We start from the raw sequence: 15720 nt of genomic DNA, 5'->3' as shown, positions 1-15720 counted from the left end.
AAGGGTTATGAGCACGAAAATCATCAGCCTGGTGTCCATCGGCGCCCACCCGACCTCCGGCCGGCCACGTCGCGCGGAGCAGGATGCGCGGGCGGTGGAACTTGGGCTGCAACTGGCTGGGGATAACCTGCAAGTGCTGCATGCCGGCGACGTCGCGGAACCGGCGCTGCGTGCCTATCTCGGCATGGGCCTGGAGCAACTGCATGTGCTGGAACAGCCGGAAGGCGCCGACGCCTTGCCGGCGTTGACCGCCTATTTGCGCGATGCCGGTGCACAGGTCGTGCTGACCGGCAGCCAGGCGGAAACCGGCGAAGGTTCGGGCATGTTGCCGTTCCTGCTGGCGGAAAACCTCGGCTGGCCGCTGGTGGTCGGGCTGGCACAGGTGGAGTCCATCGACGGCGGTTCGGCCCTGGTTCTGCAAGCGTTGCCCCGTGGCCAGCGGCGTCGTTTGAAAGTGCGGCTGCCGTTCCTGGCGACGGTGGATAACGCAGCGCCTAAGCCTCGTCAGAGTGCTTACGGCCCGGCGCGGCGGGGTGTGTTGCAGGCCAATGACGTCGAAGTGATCGACGATGAACTGCTGGCGGTGGCCACGTTGCAACCGGCCAAGCCACGACCTAAACGCCTAAAAGTGATCAAGGCCAAGAGCGGCGCGGACCGCATGAAAGCCGCGACGGCCAAGGCCAGTGGCGGCGGTGGGCAGGTGCTCAAGGGCGTTACGGCGCAAGCCGGTGCCGAGGCGATTCTCAAATTGCTGATCGAAGAAGGCGTGGTCCGCTAACTCAGCTTCCGCACCAATCCCCTGTAGGAGCGAGCTTGCTCGCGATGGTCGTCAACGATGACGCGGGATGCCTGAATCACCTTGGTGTCCTCAGGTTTTTCGCGAGCAAGCTCGCTCCTACAGTTTTGATCGTCGGTTACCAGAATTCATGAGGAAACAATGACCGTTGAATTTCGTTCGGCCTTGCGCAGTGATGCGCGGGAAATTGCCCGTTTGTTCCAGATTTCCTCAGAGGGCGCCTCAGATTACATCTGGAGCCAACTCGCCGAGCCAGGCCAGGATCTGTTGGACGTCGGCGCCCTGCGTTACGCCCGTGACGACGTGGATTTCTCCTACCAGAACTGCCTCATCGCCGAAGCAGAAGGCCAGGTCATAGGCATGATGCACAGCTACGTGATGCGTCACGACCCGCTGGCCGAACCCACCACCGACCCGGTGCTGGCGCCGTACGCAGACATGGAAATCCCCGACACGCTGTACATCTCCAGCCTCGCGCTGCATGAGGGCTGGCGCAACCAGGGCCTGGGCAAGCAGTTCCTCGCCCACGCTCATGAACGTGTCAGCCAGTTAGGGCTCAAGGGCCTGAGCCTGATCGACTACGCAGTGAACACCGGCGCTCGCCGATTCTATGAGCGACACGGCTTCCGCATCGTCGACACCTGCCAGATCACGCCCCACCCGATGATTCGGGTGACCGGCGATGCCTACCTGATGCAATGGCCTTAGTGAGCTACATTTCTTGATGAGCGGCCCGAGACGGCAGCAGCGCTGATTCCTAAAACTCGTTTTCAGGAATGGGTTACAGATGAACGCGGTCAGTCGACGTGAGACCTGTCTGATCTGTGGCGTAATGCTTGTCGCAATGGCTGTGGTCGCTGATCCCCGCAAGGACGGGCCGGACTTTTATCACTGGATCGATTCCGCGCAGGGCCGGCAGGCGTCCCTGACGCAGATGAGGCAACACTGCGATCAAGTGTTGGCGCCGGGTAAACACCTCGATTGTTCAGTCACCGTCCTGGCCCGAATGTTCGAGGCCAAGGCTGCCAACCAGCTGCCCGATTACTACCTGGCAATCAAGCGCCGCCACGCTCAGGCCATCGCCAATGACCCTGAGCTCAAGGCGTTGTTCTCCATGTTCGGCAGTGAATCGATCGCGACCTTGCGCCAGGTCGCCGATTTCTCGCTGACAAGAGCGCAGCAACGCGAGGTGCTGCCGATCCACCCTTATCCCAATGAAGGCCATGTGGCGACTGACGTGCTGCCGTACCTCGATGTCCAAGCGGCCAACGGCGTGTCGGAGCGGTTCATTCTCGACACGGGCGCGCCGCAAACCCGGGTCAACAGCGACACCGCGAAGCGGATGGGCATCAGGCTGCTGAGCGACTCTGAATACGGCTACAGCACCTTCTACGGCGAGAGAGACCTGGCGGCCAAGTTGGGAATCCTTGAGTCCCTGACGATCGGTACAAGCGAGTTCAGGAACGTCCTGGTGTTTGTCAGTGACCGGGACAACTTATTGGGACTGGACCTGATCGGTAAGCTGGGGCGTCTGAATGTCACGAAAAAGACCCTGGAGATCAACGCCGCAGCGCCCACACGCTGTGATTCGCCGGTCAACTTCGTACGCCTCGACATCAATCAGCGACTGACCCTTGCAGCGCGACTGGACCGGCGCGCGACCGTGGCGATTATCGACACCGGCAATGTGGATTACCTGACCTCGTCTACGCCTGGCGCTTCACCCGTTCATGTCATCGACAGGCCGCCCCACCAGATCTTCAAGGGTGAGTTGAGCCTTTCCGGGCGGGTTCGATGGGTCGCCTACAAGTACTACCCGGGCTTTACGATCCCGCCGTCGCTGCTGCTCGGGCAGTACGTGCCTTCGATTTTGTTTGGATGGCGAGCATTCAATGACTATGAGTTGAATCTGGATATCGCCTCGGGCCTTTCCTGTTTTAACCGGGTTTGAGAGGGGTTACCCACAATCCCTGTTGGCGGTTCTGTGGATAACATGTTCACCCATCGCTGCGAGCCATACGGAACAAGCCCTGCAAGCCTTCGTACAAAAAACGATCAGCCTAACTTGCGGTTTTTACGAGCTTTTTTCTGAGGATAAGTGTGTTGGCTCGCCAATACTTGCCCCCAATCTCTGTTGGCGCTTCTGTGGATAAGATGTTTGCTGTCCGCTACAGGCCTTATAGAACGGGGTTTTCAGGAGCTTGGTTGAAAAATGATCAATCTGCTGTTTTTGAGCAGGAAAGATCGCTGGAACCCCGATTTATCGTGGGTTTGAGCGGTTTTCCACAGATCGCTTGAAGTTGCCCCCAAAGTCTGTTGGCGCTTCTGTGGATAAGGTGTTTGCCATCCGCTACAGACCATGTAGTACGTGGCTTTCAAGGTGTTGATTAAAAAACAACCAATCACCGATTGAAACCGTGCTTTTGGATAAGTCACGGATTTTCTTCAGTTTCTGTGGAGGAAATTTGCAGAGCATCCACAGTTGTCCCCATTAGCTGTGGGTGGAGATGTGGATAACTTGTTTGCGGAAGGCTGGGAGCCGCAGAGGGCATAGCGCTGAACGGAATAGATCATATTTCGTACAGCTCTATGGAGGAGAACCTTGTAGGAGCGAGCTTGCTCGCGATGAACGTGAACGATAACGCGTAAAACCAGATGGCCCGTGGCGCATTCGAGTTTTTCGCGAGCGAGCTCGCTCCTACAGGGAGTTGTGTTTAGCCTTGAACCGGAACGCCTTTGAGGTATGGCGCAGGCTCGGCGCCGAGGTTGTTCAGCAGGCGCTCGCTGTACCAGTCCACAAAGTTCACCACGCCAAACTCATAGGTCTTGGAGTAAGGCCCAGGCTGGTACGCGGTGGAGTTGATGCCGCGCTGGTTCTCTTCGGCCAGGCGACGGTCCTGGTCGTTGGTGGCGTCCCAGACCTGGCGCATGCGCTCCACGTCGTAGTCCACGCCTTCAACCGCGTCCTTGTGCACGATCCACTTGGTGGTGACCATGGTTTCCTGTGCGCTGATCGGCCACACGGTGAACACGATGATGTGGTCGCCCATGCAGTGGTTCCACGAGTGCGGCAGGTGCAGGATGCGCATCGAGCCCAGGTCCGGGTTCTTGATGCGGCCCATGAGTTTGGCGCAGCCCTGTTTGCCGTCCATGGTCATCGACACGGTGCCCTTGAGCAGCGGCATGCGCACGATGCGGTTACGCAGGCCGAAGCTGGCGTGGGCGTAAGGGATCTTCTCGGCTTCCCAGGCAGCGGCGGAAGCGGCGACGTGGTCCTTGAACGCCTGGTCGGCGCGCGGGTCGGTGACGTCATCCCATTCCAGCAGGGTTTTCAGCAGTTCCGGGTGCGACGCGTTGCAGTGGTAGCACTCGCGGTTGTTTTCCAGCACCAGTTTCCAGTTGGCTTTTTCCATCAAGGTGGTGGTGATAGCCACCTTGGTGTTCTCCATGTCATACGGTTCCATGTAATGGTTCAGTGTCGACAGGAAGTCATCAATGGCCGGCGGGTTCTCCGACAGGCTGATGAAGATGTAGCCGCCGGCGGTCTTCACGTTCACCGGTTTCAGGCCGTATTGCTTCATGTCGAAGTCGGCGCCCATTTCGGTGCCGGCGAACAGCAGGCGACCGTCCAGTTCGTACGTCCACTGGTGGTAGTGGCAGACCAGCTTGGCCACTTTGCCTTTTTCACTGGTGCACAGACGGGAGCCGCGGTGGCGGCAGACGTTGTGGAACGCATGCACCACGCCTTCGGCGCCGCGAATGACGATGATCGGGTTCTTGCCGACTTGCAGGGTCAGGTAGTTGCCCTTGGCCGGAATCTCGCAGGTCATGCCGGCGATCAACCACTCTTTCTGGAAGATTTCCTGCATGTCGATATCAAACAGGCGCTCGTCAGAGTAAAACGGCTGCGGCAGCGAGTAGGTGCGTTCGCGCTCTTGCAGCATCTGCGCGGTGGCCTTGCGTGCGGGTTCCAGCGGATCGCCCAGGCTGATTTTTGCGGTGACGTCCATCGATGTGATCCTCAAGGCCATTCTGTGTGGCCGGCGAAAGTGGCTAATCAGGGTTGCTACGCAAGGTGTAAAGAATGTGTCTTGGTATGGGGCGAGTGTGGGGCCGCCGTTGCGCGGAACCTTATCCATGGGCGACATGGCCCAATCTGTTCCCGACGCGCAACCCCCGGTACTTGTGGGCTGGTCGCGATAAGTATGTGAATGTCGCAGATAGGTAAATGGGTGATCGGCGCTATACGCAGAATCGCCAACATAAGGCCGACCATCGGCGGTGGAGAACAGCATGTCCAACAGCTTCCTGAATCCGGTAACCACCCAGACCTGGGCCAATGGCCGACACATCGTCCGTTGCGTCAAAGTCATCCAGGAAACCTGGGACGTGCGCACCTTCTGTTTCATGGCCGACCAGCCGATCCTGTTCTTCTTCAAACCGGGTCAGTTTGTCACCCTGGAACTGGAAATCGAAGGCGTGCCGATCATGCGCTCCTACACCATTTCCAGCTCGCCATCGGTGCCTTACAGCTTTTCGGTGACGATCAAGCGTGTGCCGGGCGGCAAAGTGTCCAACTGGCTGCACGACACCCTGCATGAAGGCCAGGAACTGGCCGTGCACGGCCCGGTCGGGCTGTTCAACGCCATGGATTTCCCTGCGCCGAAGGTCCTGTACCTCAGCGGCGGCGTCGGCATCACACCGTGCATGTCCATGGCGCGCTGGTTCTACGACACCAACGGCAACGTCGACATGGTGTTTATCCACAGCGCCCGTTCACCGAAAGACATCATCTACCACCGCGAACTGGAACACATGGCGTCGCGGATCGATAACTTCAGCCTGCACCTGATCTGCGAGAAGCATGGTCTGGGCGAACCCTGGGCCGGTTATCGCGGTTACCTGAACCACAAGATGCTCGAACTGATGACGCCGGACTTCATGGAGCGCGAAGTGTTCTGTTGCGGCCCGACGCCGTACATGAACGCGGTCAAGCGCATGCTCGAGGCCGCGGGCTTCGACATGAAGCGTTATCACGAAGAATCCTTCGGCGCGACACCGCCGGAAGCCCGTGCCGATGCGGTGGAGCAAGCCGAGCAGGCGGCTGATGCGCCGGAAGTCGATGCCGCCGACCTGCATCAGGTCGAGTTCATTTCCTCCGGCAAGAGCATTCGCGTGGCGCCGGGCGAAACTGTCCACGCGGCGGCGGCCAAGGTGGGTCTGCTGATTCCAAAGGCTTGCGGCATGGGCATCTGCGGTACGTGCAAGGTGTTGAAGCTGGGGGGCGAGGTCGAAATGGACCACAACGGCGGGATCACCGAGGAAGACGAAGCCGAGGGGTACATCCTGTCGTGCTGCAGCGTGCCGAAGGGCGACGTTCGAATCGAGTTCTAAAAGCTGTCGAATGACCCTGTAGGAGCGAGCCCTGCTCGCGATGGATGTTAACGATAACGCGTGCATTCTGGATAAACGCGGCGTCTTTAAGTTCATCGCGAGCGGGGCTCGCTCCTACAGGGGTTGTGGATATCTCAGCCGATAAACAGATCCGGCATCAGCGGCTCGTTGCTGTCAGGGGCGAACCGATAGTGTTCGAATTCGGTGACGCCGCTTTCCCGCAATATTTCCTCGTCGATCAACAACCGCCCGGTCAGGCTGCGCCCTGTGCTGCTCAAAATGATGTGGGCAGCATCCGCCATGATTTCCGGCGTGCGCGCATGCTTGAAGGATTCGCGTGAACCCAGCTGAAATTCGATGGCGGCCGTCGCGATCATCGTCTGCGGCCACAGCGAGTTGACGCTGATGCCGTAGTTCCTGAACTCTTCGCTCATGCCCAAGGTGAGCATGCTCATGCCGTATTTGGTGACGGTATACGGGCTGTATTGGGCGAACCATTGGGTTGCCAGGTTGAGCGGCGGCGACAGGTTGAGGATGTGTCCGCCGGATTTCTTCAAATACGGCAGTGCCGCCTGGCTGCAGAGCAAGACGGCGCGGGTGTTGATCTGGTGCATCAGGTCGAAGCGTTTCAGTTCGATGTGCTGAACCCCGGTCAGCTTGATCGCGCCGGCGTTGTTGACCAGCCCATCGATACCGCCGAAATGTTCGTTGGCCTGGGCCAGTGCGTCCCGAACCGCGACTTCGTCACGTACGTCCACCTGCAGGGCCAGGGCTTTGCCGCCTGCGTTCTCGACTTCCTTGGCGACACTGAAAATCGTGCCCGGCAACTTGACGTGAGGCTCCGCACTTTTTGCCGCAATTACGATGTTGGCCCCATCCCGCGCGGCTCGCAGTGCGATTTCGCGGCCGATGCCGCGGCTGGCGCCGGTGATGAACAGGGTTTTGCCTTTCAATGACATGGGTACGCTCCTGATTATTGTTATTGGAGCGTTTCAATGTAGACCAAGGCGCAGGGGCCGGCTTGCCTCAGGTGCACCGCGTCGCCTGGATCGCCAGCAAGCCGGCTCCTACAGGTTTTGGGGCGTGTACGGAATGGGAGGCAGGGCACGAATTTGTAGGAGCCGGCTTGCCGGCGATGGCGGTGTGTCAGGTGCACCGCGTCGTCTGGATCGCCAGCAAGCTGGCTCCTACGGGTTTTGTGTCGTGTACAGAATGGGGGGAGGGCACGAATTTGTAGGAGCCGGCTTGCTGGCGATGAACGATCACGCGGTTTGTCTGGCTAACCGCGTTGTATCGATCGCCAGCAAGCTGGCTCCTACAAGGCTTGGGGTGTTAGCGGGACATGACTTCGCGGATATCCGCGGCCAGTTCACGGACGCGTTCTTCTTCGGTGTCCCATGAGCACATGAAGCGTGCGCCGCCGTTGCCGATGAAGGTGTAGAAGCGCCAGCCCTTGGCGGTCAGGGCGGCGATGGCCGGTTCCGAGAGTTGCAGGAACACGCCGTTGGCCTGCACCGGGAACATCAGTTCCACGCCCGGGATGTCGCTGACCAGCTCGGCCAGCAACTGCGCGCAGTGGTTGGCGTGGCGGGCGTATTTGAGCCAGGCGTCGTTTTCCAGGATCCCGACCCACGGGGCCGATAGGAAGCGCATCTTCGAGGCCAGCTGTCCGGCCTGTTTGCAGCGATAGTCGAAGTCTTCCGCCAGTTTGTGGTTGAAGAACAGGATCGCTTCACCCACCGCCATTCCGTTTTTGGTGCCGCCGAAGCACAGCACGTCGACGCCGGCCTTCCAGGTCAGGTCCGCAGGCGAGCAGCCGAGGTAGGCGCAGGCATTGGAGAACCGCGCGCCGTCCATGTGCAGGTTCAGGCCCAGCTCTTTGCAGGTGACGCTGATGGCGCGGATTTCTTCCGGGGTGTAGACGCTGCCGACTTCGGTGGCCTGGGTCAGGGTCACGACGCGGGGTTTCGGGTAGTGGATGTCCTGGCGCTTGAGGGCGATTTCGCGGATCGAATCCGGGGTCAGCTTGCCGTTTTCAGTGCGGGCAACGAGCAACTTGGAACCGTTGGAAAAGAACTCCGGGGCGCCGCATTCGTCGGTTTCGACGTGGGCGGTTTCCGAGCAGATCACGCTGTGGTAACTCTGGCACAACGACGACAGGGCCAGCGAGTTGGCGGCGGTGCCGTTGAAGGCGAAGAACACTTCGCAGTCGGTTTCGAACAATTTACGGAATTGATCGGACGCGCGGGCGGTCCACTCATCGTCGCCGTAAGCGCGTTGGTGGCCGTGGTTGGCCTGTTCCATGGCGGCCCAGGCTTCAGGGCAGATACCGGAATAGTTGTCGCTGGCGAATTGTTGGCTCTTATCGGTCATGGCCCTGCTTTCCGTGATCGGGACGCTTATGGTGAAGCGCCTCGTGGTCAATGATGGTGCGCACTTTACCGAAGATCATCCGGCGAGCACACGGGATGCGTCTGACAGAACAACACAAAGACGACGGGCAATTATGCACATGACGCAAAGGGATGGGGCACTGGATCTGCTCAAGTGGCTGGCGCTGCTGAGCATGGTGCTCGATCACCTGCGATATGTCGGCTATTCCCTCGATCTGCTGTATGTGCCGGGGCGACTGGCGTTTCCGTGGTTCTGCCTGGCGATGGCGGCGAACCTCGCTCGTTCACGGGAAGTAACACACCTGTGGCGGTATCTGGGCTGGTTGCTGCTGTTCAGCGTCATCAGCGAAATCCCTTACCGGATGTTCATTCCCGATCCCGATACCCTGAACGTCATGCCGACGCTGGCGCTCGGACTGCTGGTCGCGCGCGGCTGGCAGCACCCGATGCTGCAATCACGACTGCTCGCGGCGGGCGCGCTGATCCTGGCGGCGCTGTTTCCGGAGCGACTGATGTTCGGTTTCTTCGGAGTGCTTCTGCCGTTGGTCATGTTGCTGGTGTTTCGGCGACCCTGGTATTTCAGCCTGTTGCCGGGGCTGGTCTGTCTGGCGGCCAATCAATGGGAGGTGCTGTATTACTCCGCACGGCTTGGCAACAAGGCGGCCATCTTCGGCATTGCCACGTGCCTGATCGCGCCATTGTCGGGAATGTTCCTGTTGCGACATGCGCGACATATCAAGCCACCGCCAATGCGGCGTTGGGCGTATGCCCTTTATCCGCTGCATTTCCTCTTGCTGCTGCTCGTCCGCCAGATCGCCGCATAACCCCTGTAGGAGCGAGCCTGCTCGCGAAGGCGGCGTGTCAGGCGACATCAATGTCGCAGCTCCATCGCTATCGCGAGCAGGCTCGCTCCTACAGGGGATCTTCGCGGGTTCGACGGTCGTGCCAGTCATGCCATTTCCCGCCATGTCGTAAACGCACCTTTGCGTGGCGTCCGTAGGCATTTGACCTGTCTGCGCCGGTCATACCATCGCTATCAAAGGGCACTGCCGAAACGCGTGCCTTACCGAGACGAATGGCGCACAGATGCCGCTGGGAGAGACGCGATGTTCAGCAAGCAAGACCAGATCAAGGGTTACGACGATGCACTGCTGGCGGCGATGAATGCCGAGGAGCAACGCCAGGAAGATCACATCGAGCTGATCGCGTCAGAAAACTACACCAGCAAACGCGTCATGGAAGCGCAGGGCAGTGGCCTGACCAACAAATACGCCGAAGGCTATCCGGGCAAGCGTTACTACGGCGGCTGCGAGCACGTGGACAAGGTTGAAGCCCTGGCTATCGAGCGCGCCAAGCAACTGTTCGGCGCCGATTACGCCAACGTGCAACCGCACTCCGGTTCGTCAGCCAACAGCGCCGTGTACCTGGCCCTGCTGCAAGCCGGCGACACCATTCTGGGCATGAGCCTGGCCCACGGCGGTCACCTGACCCACGGCGCCAAGGTGTCGTCCTCGGGCAAGCTGTACAACGCCGTGCAGTACGGCATCGACACCAAGACCGGGCTGATCGATTACGACGAAGTCGAGCGTCTGGCCGTCGAATGCAAACCGAAAATGATCGTGGCCGGTTTCTCGGCTTACTCCAAGACCCTCGACTTCCCGCGCTTCCGTCAGATCGCTGACAAAGTGGGCGCGCTGCTGTTCGTCGACATGGCGCACGTCGCCGGTCTGGTCGCTGCCGGCCTGTACCCGAACCCGCTGCCATACGCCGACGTGGTCACCACCACCACCCACAAAACCCTGCGCGGTCCACGTGGTGGCCTGATCCTGGCCAAGGCCAACGAAGAAATCGAGAAGAAGCTCAACGCAGCCGTCTTCCCGGGTGCCCAGGGCGGCCCGCTGATGCACGTGATCGCCGGTAAGGCGGTGTGCTTCAAGGAAGCGCTGGAACCAGGCTTCAAGGCGTATCAGCAACAAGTGATCGATAACGCCCAGGCCATGGCCGGCGTATTTATCAAACGCGGCTACGATGTAGTGTCCGGCGGCACCGATAACCACCTGTTCCTGGTCAGCCTGATCCGTCAGGGCCTCACCGGCAAAGAGGCGGATGCAGCACTCGGTCGCGCCCACATCACCGTGAACAAGAACGCTGTCCCGAACGATCCACAGTCGCCGTTCGTCACTTCCGGCCTGCGCATCGGCACCCCGGCGGTGACCACGCGCGGCTTCAAGGTGACCCAGTGCGTCACGCTGGCCGGCTGGATCTGCGACATCCTCGACAACCTCGGCGACGCCGATGTCGAAGCGAACGTCGCGCAGCAAGTATCGGCCCTGTGCGCGGACTTCCCGGTTTATCGCTGAGCGCGGTTTTGGAGTAAATGACTATGCAACGCTACTCGGGCTTCGGCCTCTTCAAACACTCCCTCAGCCATCACGAAAACTGGCAGAAAATGTGGCGCACGCCGACCCCTAAAAAGGTCTATGACGTGGTCATCGTCGGCGGCGGCGGGCATGGTCTCGCCACCGCTTACTACCTGGCGAAAGAGCACGGCATCACCAACGTGGCCGTGGTCGAGAAAGGCTGGCTGGGCGGCGGTAACACCGCGCGCAACACCACCATCGTTCGCTCCAACTACCTGTGGGACGAGTCGGCGCACCTGTACGAACACGCGATGAAACTGTGGGAAGGCCTGTCCCAGGACCTGAACTACAACGTGATGTTCTCCCAGCGCGGCGTCTACAACCTGTGCCACACCCTGCAGGACATCCGTGATTCCGAGCGTCGGGTCAGCGCCAACCGCCTCAACGGCGTGGACGGCGAACTGCTCGATGCCAAGCAAGTGGCGGACGAGATTCCGTACCTCGACTGCTCGAAGAACACTCGCTACCCGGTCATGGGCGCTACCGTCCAGCGTCGCGGCGGCGTGGCCCGTCACGATGCCGTGGCCTGGGGCTTTGCCCGTGCGGCTGACGCACTCGGCGTGGACCTGATCCAGCAGACCGAAGTGATCGGTTTCCGCAAGGAAAACGGCGTGTGCATCGGCGTTGAAACCAACAAGGGTTTCATCGGCGCCAAGCGCGTCGGCGTGGTCACGGCCGGTAACTCCGGGCACATGGCCAAGCTCGCCGGTTTCCGTCTGCCGATCGAATCCCACCCGCTGCAGGCGCTGGTGTCCGAGCCGATCAAGCCGATTATCGACAGCGTGATCATGTCCAACGCCGTACACGGTTACATCAGTCAGTCCGACAAGGGCGACCTGGTGATCGGCGCCGGTATCGACGGCTACAACGGCTACGGCCAGCGTGGTTCGTACCCGGTGATCGAGCACACCATCCAGGCCATCGTCGAGATGTTCCCGGTGCTGTCCCGCGTACGCATGAACCGTCAGTGGGGCGGCATCGTCGACACCACGCCGGATGCGTGCCCGATCATCTCGAAAACCCCGGTACCGAATATGTTCTTCAACTGCGGTTGGGGCACCGGCGGCTTCAAGGCAACACCTGGTTCGGGCAACGTATTTGCCGCGAGCCTGGCCAAGGGTGAAATGCACCCGTTGGCCGCACCTTTCTCCATCGACCGTTTCCACAACGGTGCGTTGATCGATGAACACGGCGCTGCTGCGGTTGCCCACTAACAGGAGAAATCCCCATGTTGCATATCTTCTGTCCTCACTGCGGCGAGCTGCGCTCTGAAGAGGAATTCCACGCATCCGGCCAGGCGCATATCCCGCGTCCACTGGATCCGAACACCTGCACCGACGAGGAGTGGGGCGACTACATGTTCTTCCGCGATAACCCTCGCGGCCTGCACCACGAGCTGTGGGATCACGTCGCCGGTTGCCGTCAGTACTTCAACGTCACCCGCGACACCGTGACCTACGAGATTCTCGAGACTTACAAGATCGGCACCAAGCCACAATTCACCGACAAGACCGATAGCTCGAAAGCGGCTACGACGGCTCTGGGAGAGAAGGTATGAGCCAGATCAATCGCCTGTCCAACGGCGGACGGATCGACCGCAACAAAGTGCTGAGCTTCACCTTCAACGGCCAGAGCTACAAAGGCTTCGAAGGCGACTCCCTGGCCGCTGCATTGCTGGCCAACGGCGTCGACATCATCGGTCGCAGCTTCAAGTACTCCCGTCCGCGCGGCATCTTCGCCGCCGGTGCCGAAGAGCCGAACGCCGTGCTGCAGATCGGCGCGACTGAAGCCACGCAGATTCCGAACGTCCGCGCCACGCAACAAGCGCTGTACCAGGGCCTGGTCGCCACCAGCACCAACGGCTGGCCAAGCGTGAACAACGACATGATGGGGATTCTCGGCAAGGTCGGTGGCAAGCTGATGCCGCCGGGCTTCTACTACAAAACCTTCATGTACCCGCAATCGTTCTGGATGACCTACGAGAAGTACATTCGTAAGGCCGCCGGTCTTGGCCGCTCGCCGACCGAGAACGATCCGGACACCTACGACTACATGAACCAGCACTGCGACGTGCTGATCGTCGGCGCCGGCCCTGCCGGCCTGGCCGCTGCACTGGCCGCTGCACGCAGCGGTGCCCGGGTGATCCTCGCCGATGAACAGGAAGAGTTCGGCGGCAGCCTGCTCGACTCCCGCGAAAGCCTCGACGGCAAGCCTGCCGTGGAATGGGTTGCGGCCGTCATCGACGAGCTGAAAAACACCCCGGACGTGCTGCTGTTGCCGCGCGCCACGGTCAACGGTTACCACGACCACAACTTCCTGACCATTCACGAACGCCTCACCGATCACCTCGGCGACCGCGCTCCGATTGGCCAGGTGCGTCAGCGCATCCACCGGGTTCGCGCCAAGCGCGTGGTGCTGGCGACCGGCGCTCACGAGCGTCCACTGGTCTACGGCAACAACGACGTACCGGGCAACATGCTCGCCGGCGCGGTGTCGACTTACGTTCGTCGTTATGGCGTGGCACCGGGCAAGAAGCTGGTGCTGTCGACCAACAACGACCACGCTTATCGCGTTGCGCTGGACTGGCTCGACGCCAGCCTGCAAGTCGTGGCCATCGCCGATGCCCGCAGCAATCCGCGCGGCGCACTGGTTGAAGAAGCGCGCGCCAAAGGTATCCGCATCCTGACCGGCAGCGCCGTGGTCGAAGCCCGTGGCAGCAAGCACGTGACCGCTGCCCGCGTTGCCGCGATCGACGTCAAAGCGCACGCCGTGACCAGCCCGGGCGAATGGCTCGATTGCGACCTGGTCGCCAGTTCCGGCGGTTACAGCCCGGTGGTTCACCTGGCTTCGCACTTGGGTGGCAAGCCGATCTGGCGTGAAGACATCCTCGGTTTCGTACCGGGCGAAGCACCGCAGAAACGCGTGTGCGTCGGTGGCATCAACGGCGTCTACGGCCTCGGCGATTCGCTGGCCGATGGTTTTGAAGGCGGCGCTCGCGCGGCCAGCGAAGCCGGTTTCAGCGTGGTCGAAGGCACCTTGCCGAAAGCCCTGAGCCGTCTGGAAGAGCCGACCCTGGCGCTGTTCCAGGTGCCGCACGAAAAGAACACTGCACGTGCGCCGAAGCAATTCGTCGACCTGCAAAACGACGTCACCGCCGCCGCCATCGAACTGGCGACTCGCGAAGGCTTCGAGTCGGTCGAGCACGTCAAGCGCTACACCGCACTGGGCTTCGGTACGGACCAGGGCAAGCTCGGCAACGTCAACGGCCTGGCCATCGCCGCCCGTTCGCTGAACGTGACCATCCCGCAGATGGGCACCACCATGTTCCGTCCGAACTACACGCCGGTGACGTTCGGTGCGGTAGCTGGCCGTCACTGTGGGCACATCTTCGAACCGGTCCGTCACACCGCGCTGCATCACTGGCACGTGAAGAACGGCGCCGAGTTCGAAGACGTCGGTCAATGGAAGCGTCCTTGGTACTTCCCGAAAAACGGTGAAGACATTCACACCGCGGTGAAACGCGAATGCAAAGCCGTGCGCGACAGCGTCGGCCTGCTGGACGCGTCGACCCTCGGCAAGATCGACATTCAGGGCCCGGATGCGCGTGAGTTCCTCAACCGCATCTACACCAACGCCTGGACCAAGCTCGACGTGGGCAAGGCCCGTTACGGCCTGATGTGCAAGGAAGACGGCATGGTCTTCGACGACGGCGTTACCGCCTGTCTCGCCGACAACCATTTCGTCATGACCACCACCACTGGCGGCGCGGCACGCGTGCTGCAATGGCTGGAAATCTACTCGCAGACCGAATGGCCTGAGCTGAAGGTGTACTTCACCTCCGTGACGGATCACTGGGCAACCATGACCCTGTCCGGGCCGAACAGCCGCAAGCTGCTCAGCGAAGTCACCGACATCGACCTGAGCAACGAAGCGTTCCCGTTCATGACCTGGAAAGAAGGTCTGGTCGGCGGTGTGCCGGCGCGGGTGTTCCGGATTTCGTTTACCGGTGAGCTGTCGTACGAAGTCAACGTGCAAGCCGACTACGCCATGGGCGTGCTCGAGAAAATCGTCGAGGCCGGCAAGCAGTACAACCTGACGCCGTACGGCACCGAAACCATGCACATCCTGCGGGCCGAGAAGGGCTTCATCATCGTCGGTCAGGACACCGACGGCTCGATGACTCCGGACGACCTGAACATGGGCTGGTGTGTCGGTCGCACCAAACCGTTCTCGTGGATCGGCTGGCGTGGCATGAACCGCGAAGACTGTGTGCGTGATCAACGCAAACAGCTGGTGGGCCTGAAGCCGATCGATCCGACCAAATGGCTGCCGGAAGGTGCGCAACTGGTGTTCAACACCAAGCAGGCGATCCCGATGTCGATGGTCGGTCACGTCACCTCCAGCTACCTGCACAACTCCCTCGGCTATTCGTTTGCCATGGGCGTGGTCAAGGGCGGCTTGAAGCGGATCGGCGAGCGTGTATTCGCACCGCTGGCCGACGGCAGCGTGATCGAGGCGGAAATCGTTTCTTCGGTGTTCTTCGATCCGAAAGGCGATCGCCAGAACGTGTGATTGCCGGATGTGGTGCATCTGATGCACCGCATCGCCGGCAAGCCGGCTCCTACAGGATGTACGCGATTTGTAGGAGCCGGCTTGCCGGCGATGACGCCAGATCAGTCACCACAAGCCTCACAACAGAATTCAGGAAAGGTGCTTT

12 protein-coding genes are annotated in these 15720 nt (G+C 60.6%); 9 read left to right on the top strand and 3 right to left on the bottom strand.

All coding sequences use genetic code 11. The features are described 5' to 3' along the window. The first annotated feature begins 7 nt into the window (after window positions 1–7). The 3 genes from ACF6ZU_RS10415 to ACF6ZU_RS10405 all read left to right on the top strand — a co-directional run bounded on the left by ACF6ZU_RS10415 (window position 8) and on the right by ACF6ZU_RS10405 (window position 2747). Window positions 8–778: an electron transfer flavoprotein subunit beta gene (locus ACF6ZU_RS10415; RefSeq protein WP_392892113.1), complete on the top strand. Its 771-nt coding sequence runs from the start codon at window positions 8–10 to the stop codon at window positions 776–778. Window positions 779–937: 159 nt separating this feature from the next. Beyond that, window positions 938–1504 carry a GNAT family N-acetyltransferase gene (locus ACF6ZU_RS10410; RefSeq protein ID WP_392892111.1) on the top strand — a complete coding sequence of 189 codons (567 nt, stop codon included), beginning with the start codon at window positions 938–940 and terminating at the stop codon, window positions 1502–1504. Window positions 1505–1583: 79 nt separating this feature from the next. Next, a complete protein-coding gene (locus tag ACF6ZU_RS10405) occupies window positions 1584–2747 on the top strand; it encodes a retropepsin-like aspartic protease (protein WP_392892110.1) in 1164 nt (387 codons plus the stop codon). 763 nt (window positions 2748–3510) lie between these two features. Here the strand turns inward: ACF6ZU_RS10405 and gbcA are convergent. Next, complete coding sequence (gbcA, locus tag ACF6ZU_RS10400; RefSeq protein WP_392892109.1) at window positions 3511–4806, bottom strand: glycine-betaine demethylase subunit GbcA; 1296 nt, start codon at window positions 4804–4806, stop codon at window positions 3511–3513. 283 nt (window positions 4807–5089) lie between these two features. Between gbcA and gbcB the strand changes: the two genes are divergently transcribed. Continuing rightward, window positions 5090–6190, top strand: a complete 1101-nt coding sequence (gene gbcB, locus ACF6ZU_RS10395) for a glycine-betaine demethylase subunit GbcB (protein WP_392892107.1) — start codon at window positions 5090–5092, stop codon at window positions 6188–6190. Window positions 6191–6324: 134 nt separating this feature from the next. On the opposite strand, the gene ACF6ZU_RS10390 is transcribed toward gbcB, so the two are convergent. Both ACF6ZU_RS10390 and ACF6ZU_RS10385 read right to left on the bottom strand, forming a co-directional pair. Continuing rightward, window positions 6325–7149 carry an SDR family oxidoreductase gene (locus tag ACF6ZU_RS10390; protein WP_392892105.1) on the bottom strand — a complete coding sequence of 275 codons (825 nt, stop codon included), beginning with the start codon at window positions 7147–7149 and terminating at the stop codon, window positions 6325–6327. A gap of 373 nt (window positions 7150–7522) precedes the next feature. Next, complete coding sequence (locus ACF6ZU_RS10385; RefSeq protein ID WP_392892103.1) at window positions 7523–8563, bottom strand: low specificity L-threonine aldolase; 1041 nt, start codon at window positions 8561–8563, stop codon at window positions 7523–7525. Window positions 8564–8696: 133 nt separating this feature from the next. Between ACF6ZU_RS10385 and ACF6ZU_RS10380 the strand changes: the two genes are divergently transcribed. The 5 genes from ACF6ZU_RS10380 to ACF6ZU_RS10360 all read left to right on the top strand — a co-directional run bounded on the left by ACF6ZU_RS10380 (window position 8697) and on the right by ACF6ZU_RS10360 (window position 15575). Next, window positions 8697–9407 (top strand): TraX family protein, encoded by a 711-nt coding sequence (locus ACF6ZU_RS10380; RefSeq protein ID WP_392893770.1) that lies wholly within the window; start codon window positions 8697–8699, stop codon window positions 9405–9407. A 282-nt stretch (window positions 9408–9689) separates the two neighbouring features. After that, window positions 9690–10943: a serine hydroxymethyltransferase gene (glyA, locus tag ACF6ZU_RS10375; RefSeq protein WP_008035038.1), complete on the top strand. Its 1254-nt coding sequence runs from the start codon at window positions 9690–9692 to the stop codon at window positions 10941–10943. Between the two features lie 23 nt (window positions 10944–10966). Beyond that, window positions 10967–12217 (top strand): sarcosine oxidase subunit beta, encoded by a 1251-nt coding sequence (locus ACF6ZU_RS10370; protein ID WP_007947735.1) that lies wholly within the window; start codon window positions 10967–10969, stop codon window positions 12215–12217. Window positions 12218–12231: 14 nt separating this feature from the next. Then, window positions 12232–12561 carry a sarcosine oxidase subunit delta gene (locus ACF6ZU_RS10365; RefSeq protein WP_008035036.1) on the top strand — a complete coding sequence of 110 codons (330 nt, stop codon included), beginning with the start codon at window positions 12232–12234 and terminating at the stop codon, window positions 12559–12561. Continuing rightward, on the top strand, window positions 12558–15575 hold the full coding sequence (locus ACF6ZU_RS10360; RefSeq protein WP_392892099.1) for a sarcosine oxidase subunit alpha: 3018 nt from the start codon (window positions 12558–12560) through the stop codon (window positions 15573–15575). The genes ACF6ZU_RS10365 and ACF6ZU_RS10360 overlap by 4 nt, the downstream gene beginning before the upstream one ends. Window positions 15576–15720: the final 145 nt, after the last annotated feature.

Origin of the sequence: Pseudomonas migulae (assembly GCF_043225285.1) — a bacterium.
In the GTDB taxonomy this organism is placed as follows: Bacteria; Pseudomonadota; Gammaproteobacteria; order Pseudomonadales; family Pseudomonadaceae; genus Aquipseudomonas; species Aquipseudomonas migulae_C.
The sequence above is the reverse complement of the archived record's forward strand: the minus strand, read 5'-3'. Positions and strand labels throughout refer to the sequence as shown.

Excerpts from the sequence above, each read along its gene's own strand:
- ACF6ZU_RS10415 (WP_392892113.1), top strand. The coding sequence starts at position 8 with ATGAGCACGAAAATCATCAGCCTGGTGTCCATCGGCGCCCACCCGACC.
- ACF6ZU_RS10410 (WP_392892111.1), top strand. The coding sequence starts at position 938 with ATGACCGTTGAATTTCGTTCGGCCTTGCGCAGTGATGCGCGGGAAATT.
- ACF6ZU_RS10405 (WP_392892110.1), top strand. The coding sequence starts at position 1,584 with ATGAACGCGGTCAGTCGACGTGAGACCTGTCTGATCTGTGGCGTAATG.
- gbcA (WP_392892109.1), bottom strand. The coding sequence starts at position 4,806 with ATGGACGTCACCGCAAAAATCAGCCTGGGCGATCCGCTGGAACCCGCA.
- gbcB (WP_392892107.1), top strand. The coding sequence starts at position 5,090 with ATGTCCAACAGCTTCCTGAATCCGGTAACCACCCAGACCTGGGCCAAT.
- ACF6ZU_RS10390 (WP_392892105.1), bottom strand. The coding sequence starts at position 7,149 with ATGTCATTGAAAGGCAAAACCCTGTTCATCACCGGCGCCAGCCGCGGC.
- ACF6ZU_RS10385 (WP_392892103.1), bottom strand. The coding sequence starts at position 8,563 with ATGACCGATAAGAGCCAACAATTCGCCAGCGACAACTATTCCGGTATC.
- ACF6ZU_RS10380 (WP_392893770.1), top strand. The coding sequence starts at position 8,697 with ATGCACATGACGCAAAGGGATGGGGCACTGGATCTGCTCAAGTGGCTG.
- glyA (WP_008035038.1), top strand. The coding sequence starts at position 9,690 with ATGTTCAGCAAGCAAGACCAGATCAAGGGTTACGACGATGCACTGCTG.
- ACF6ZU_RS10370 (WP_007947735.1), top strand. The coding sequence starts at position 10,967 with ATGCAACGCTACTCGGGCTTCGGCCTCTTCAAACACTCCCTCAGCCAT.
- ACF6ZU_RS10365 (WP_008035036.1), top strand. The coding sequence starts at position 12,232 with ATGTTGCATATCTTCTGTCCTCACTGCGGCGAGCTGCGCTCTGAAGAG.
- ACF6ZU_RS10360 (WP_392892099.1), top strand. The coding sequence starts at position 12,558 with ATGAGCCAGATCAATCGCCTGTCCAACGGCGGACGGATCGACCGCAAC.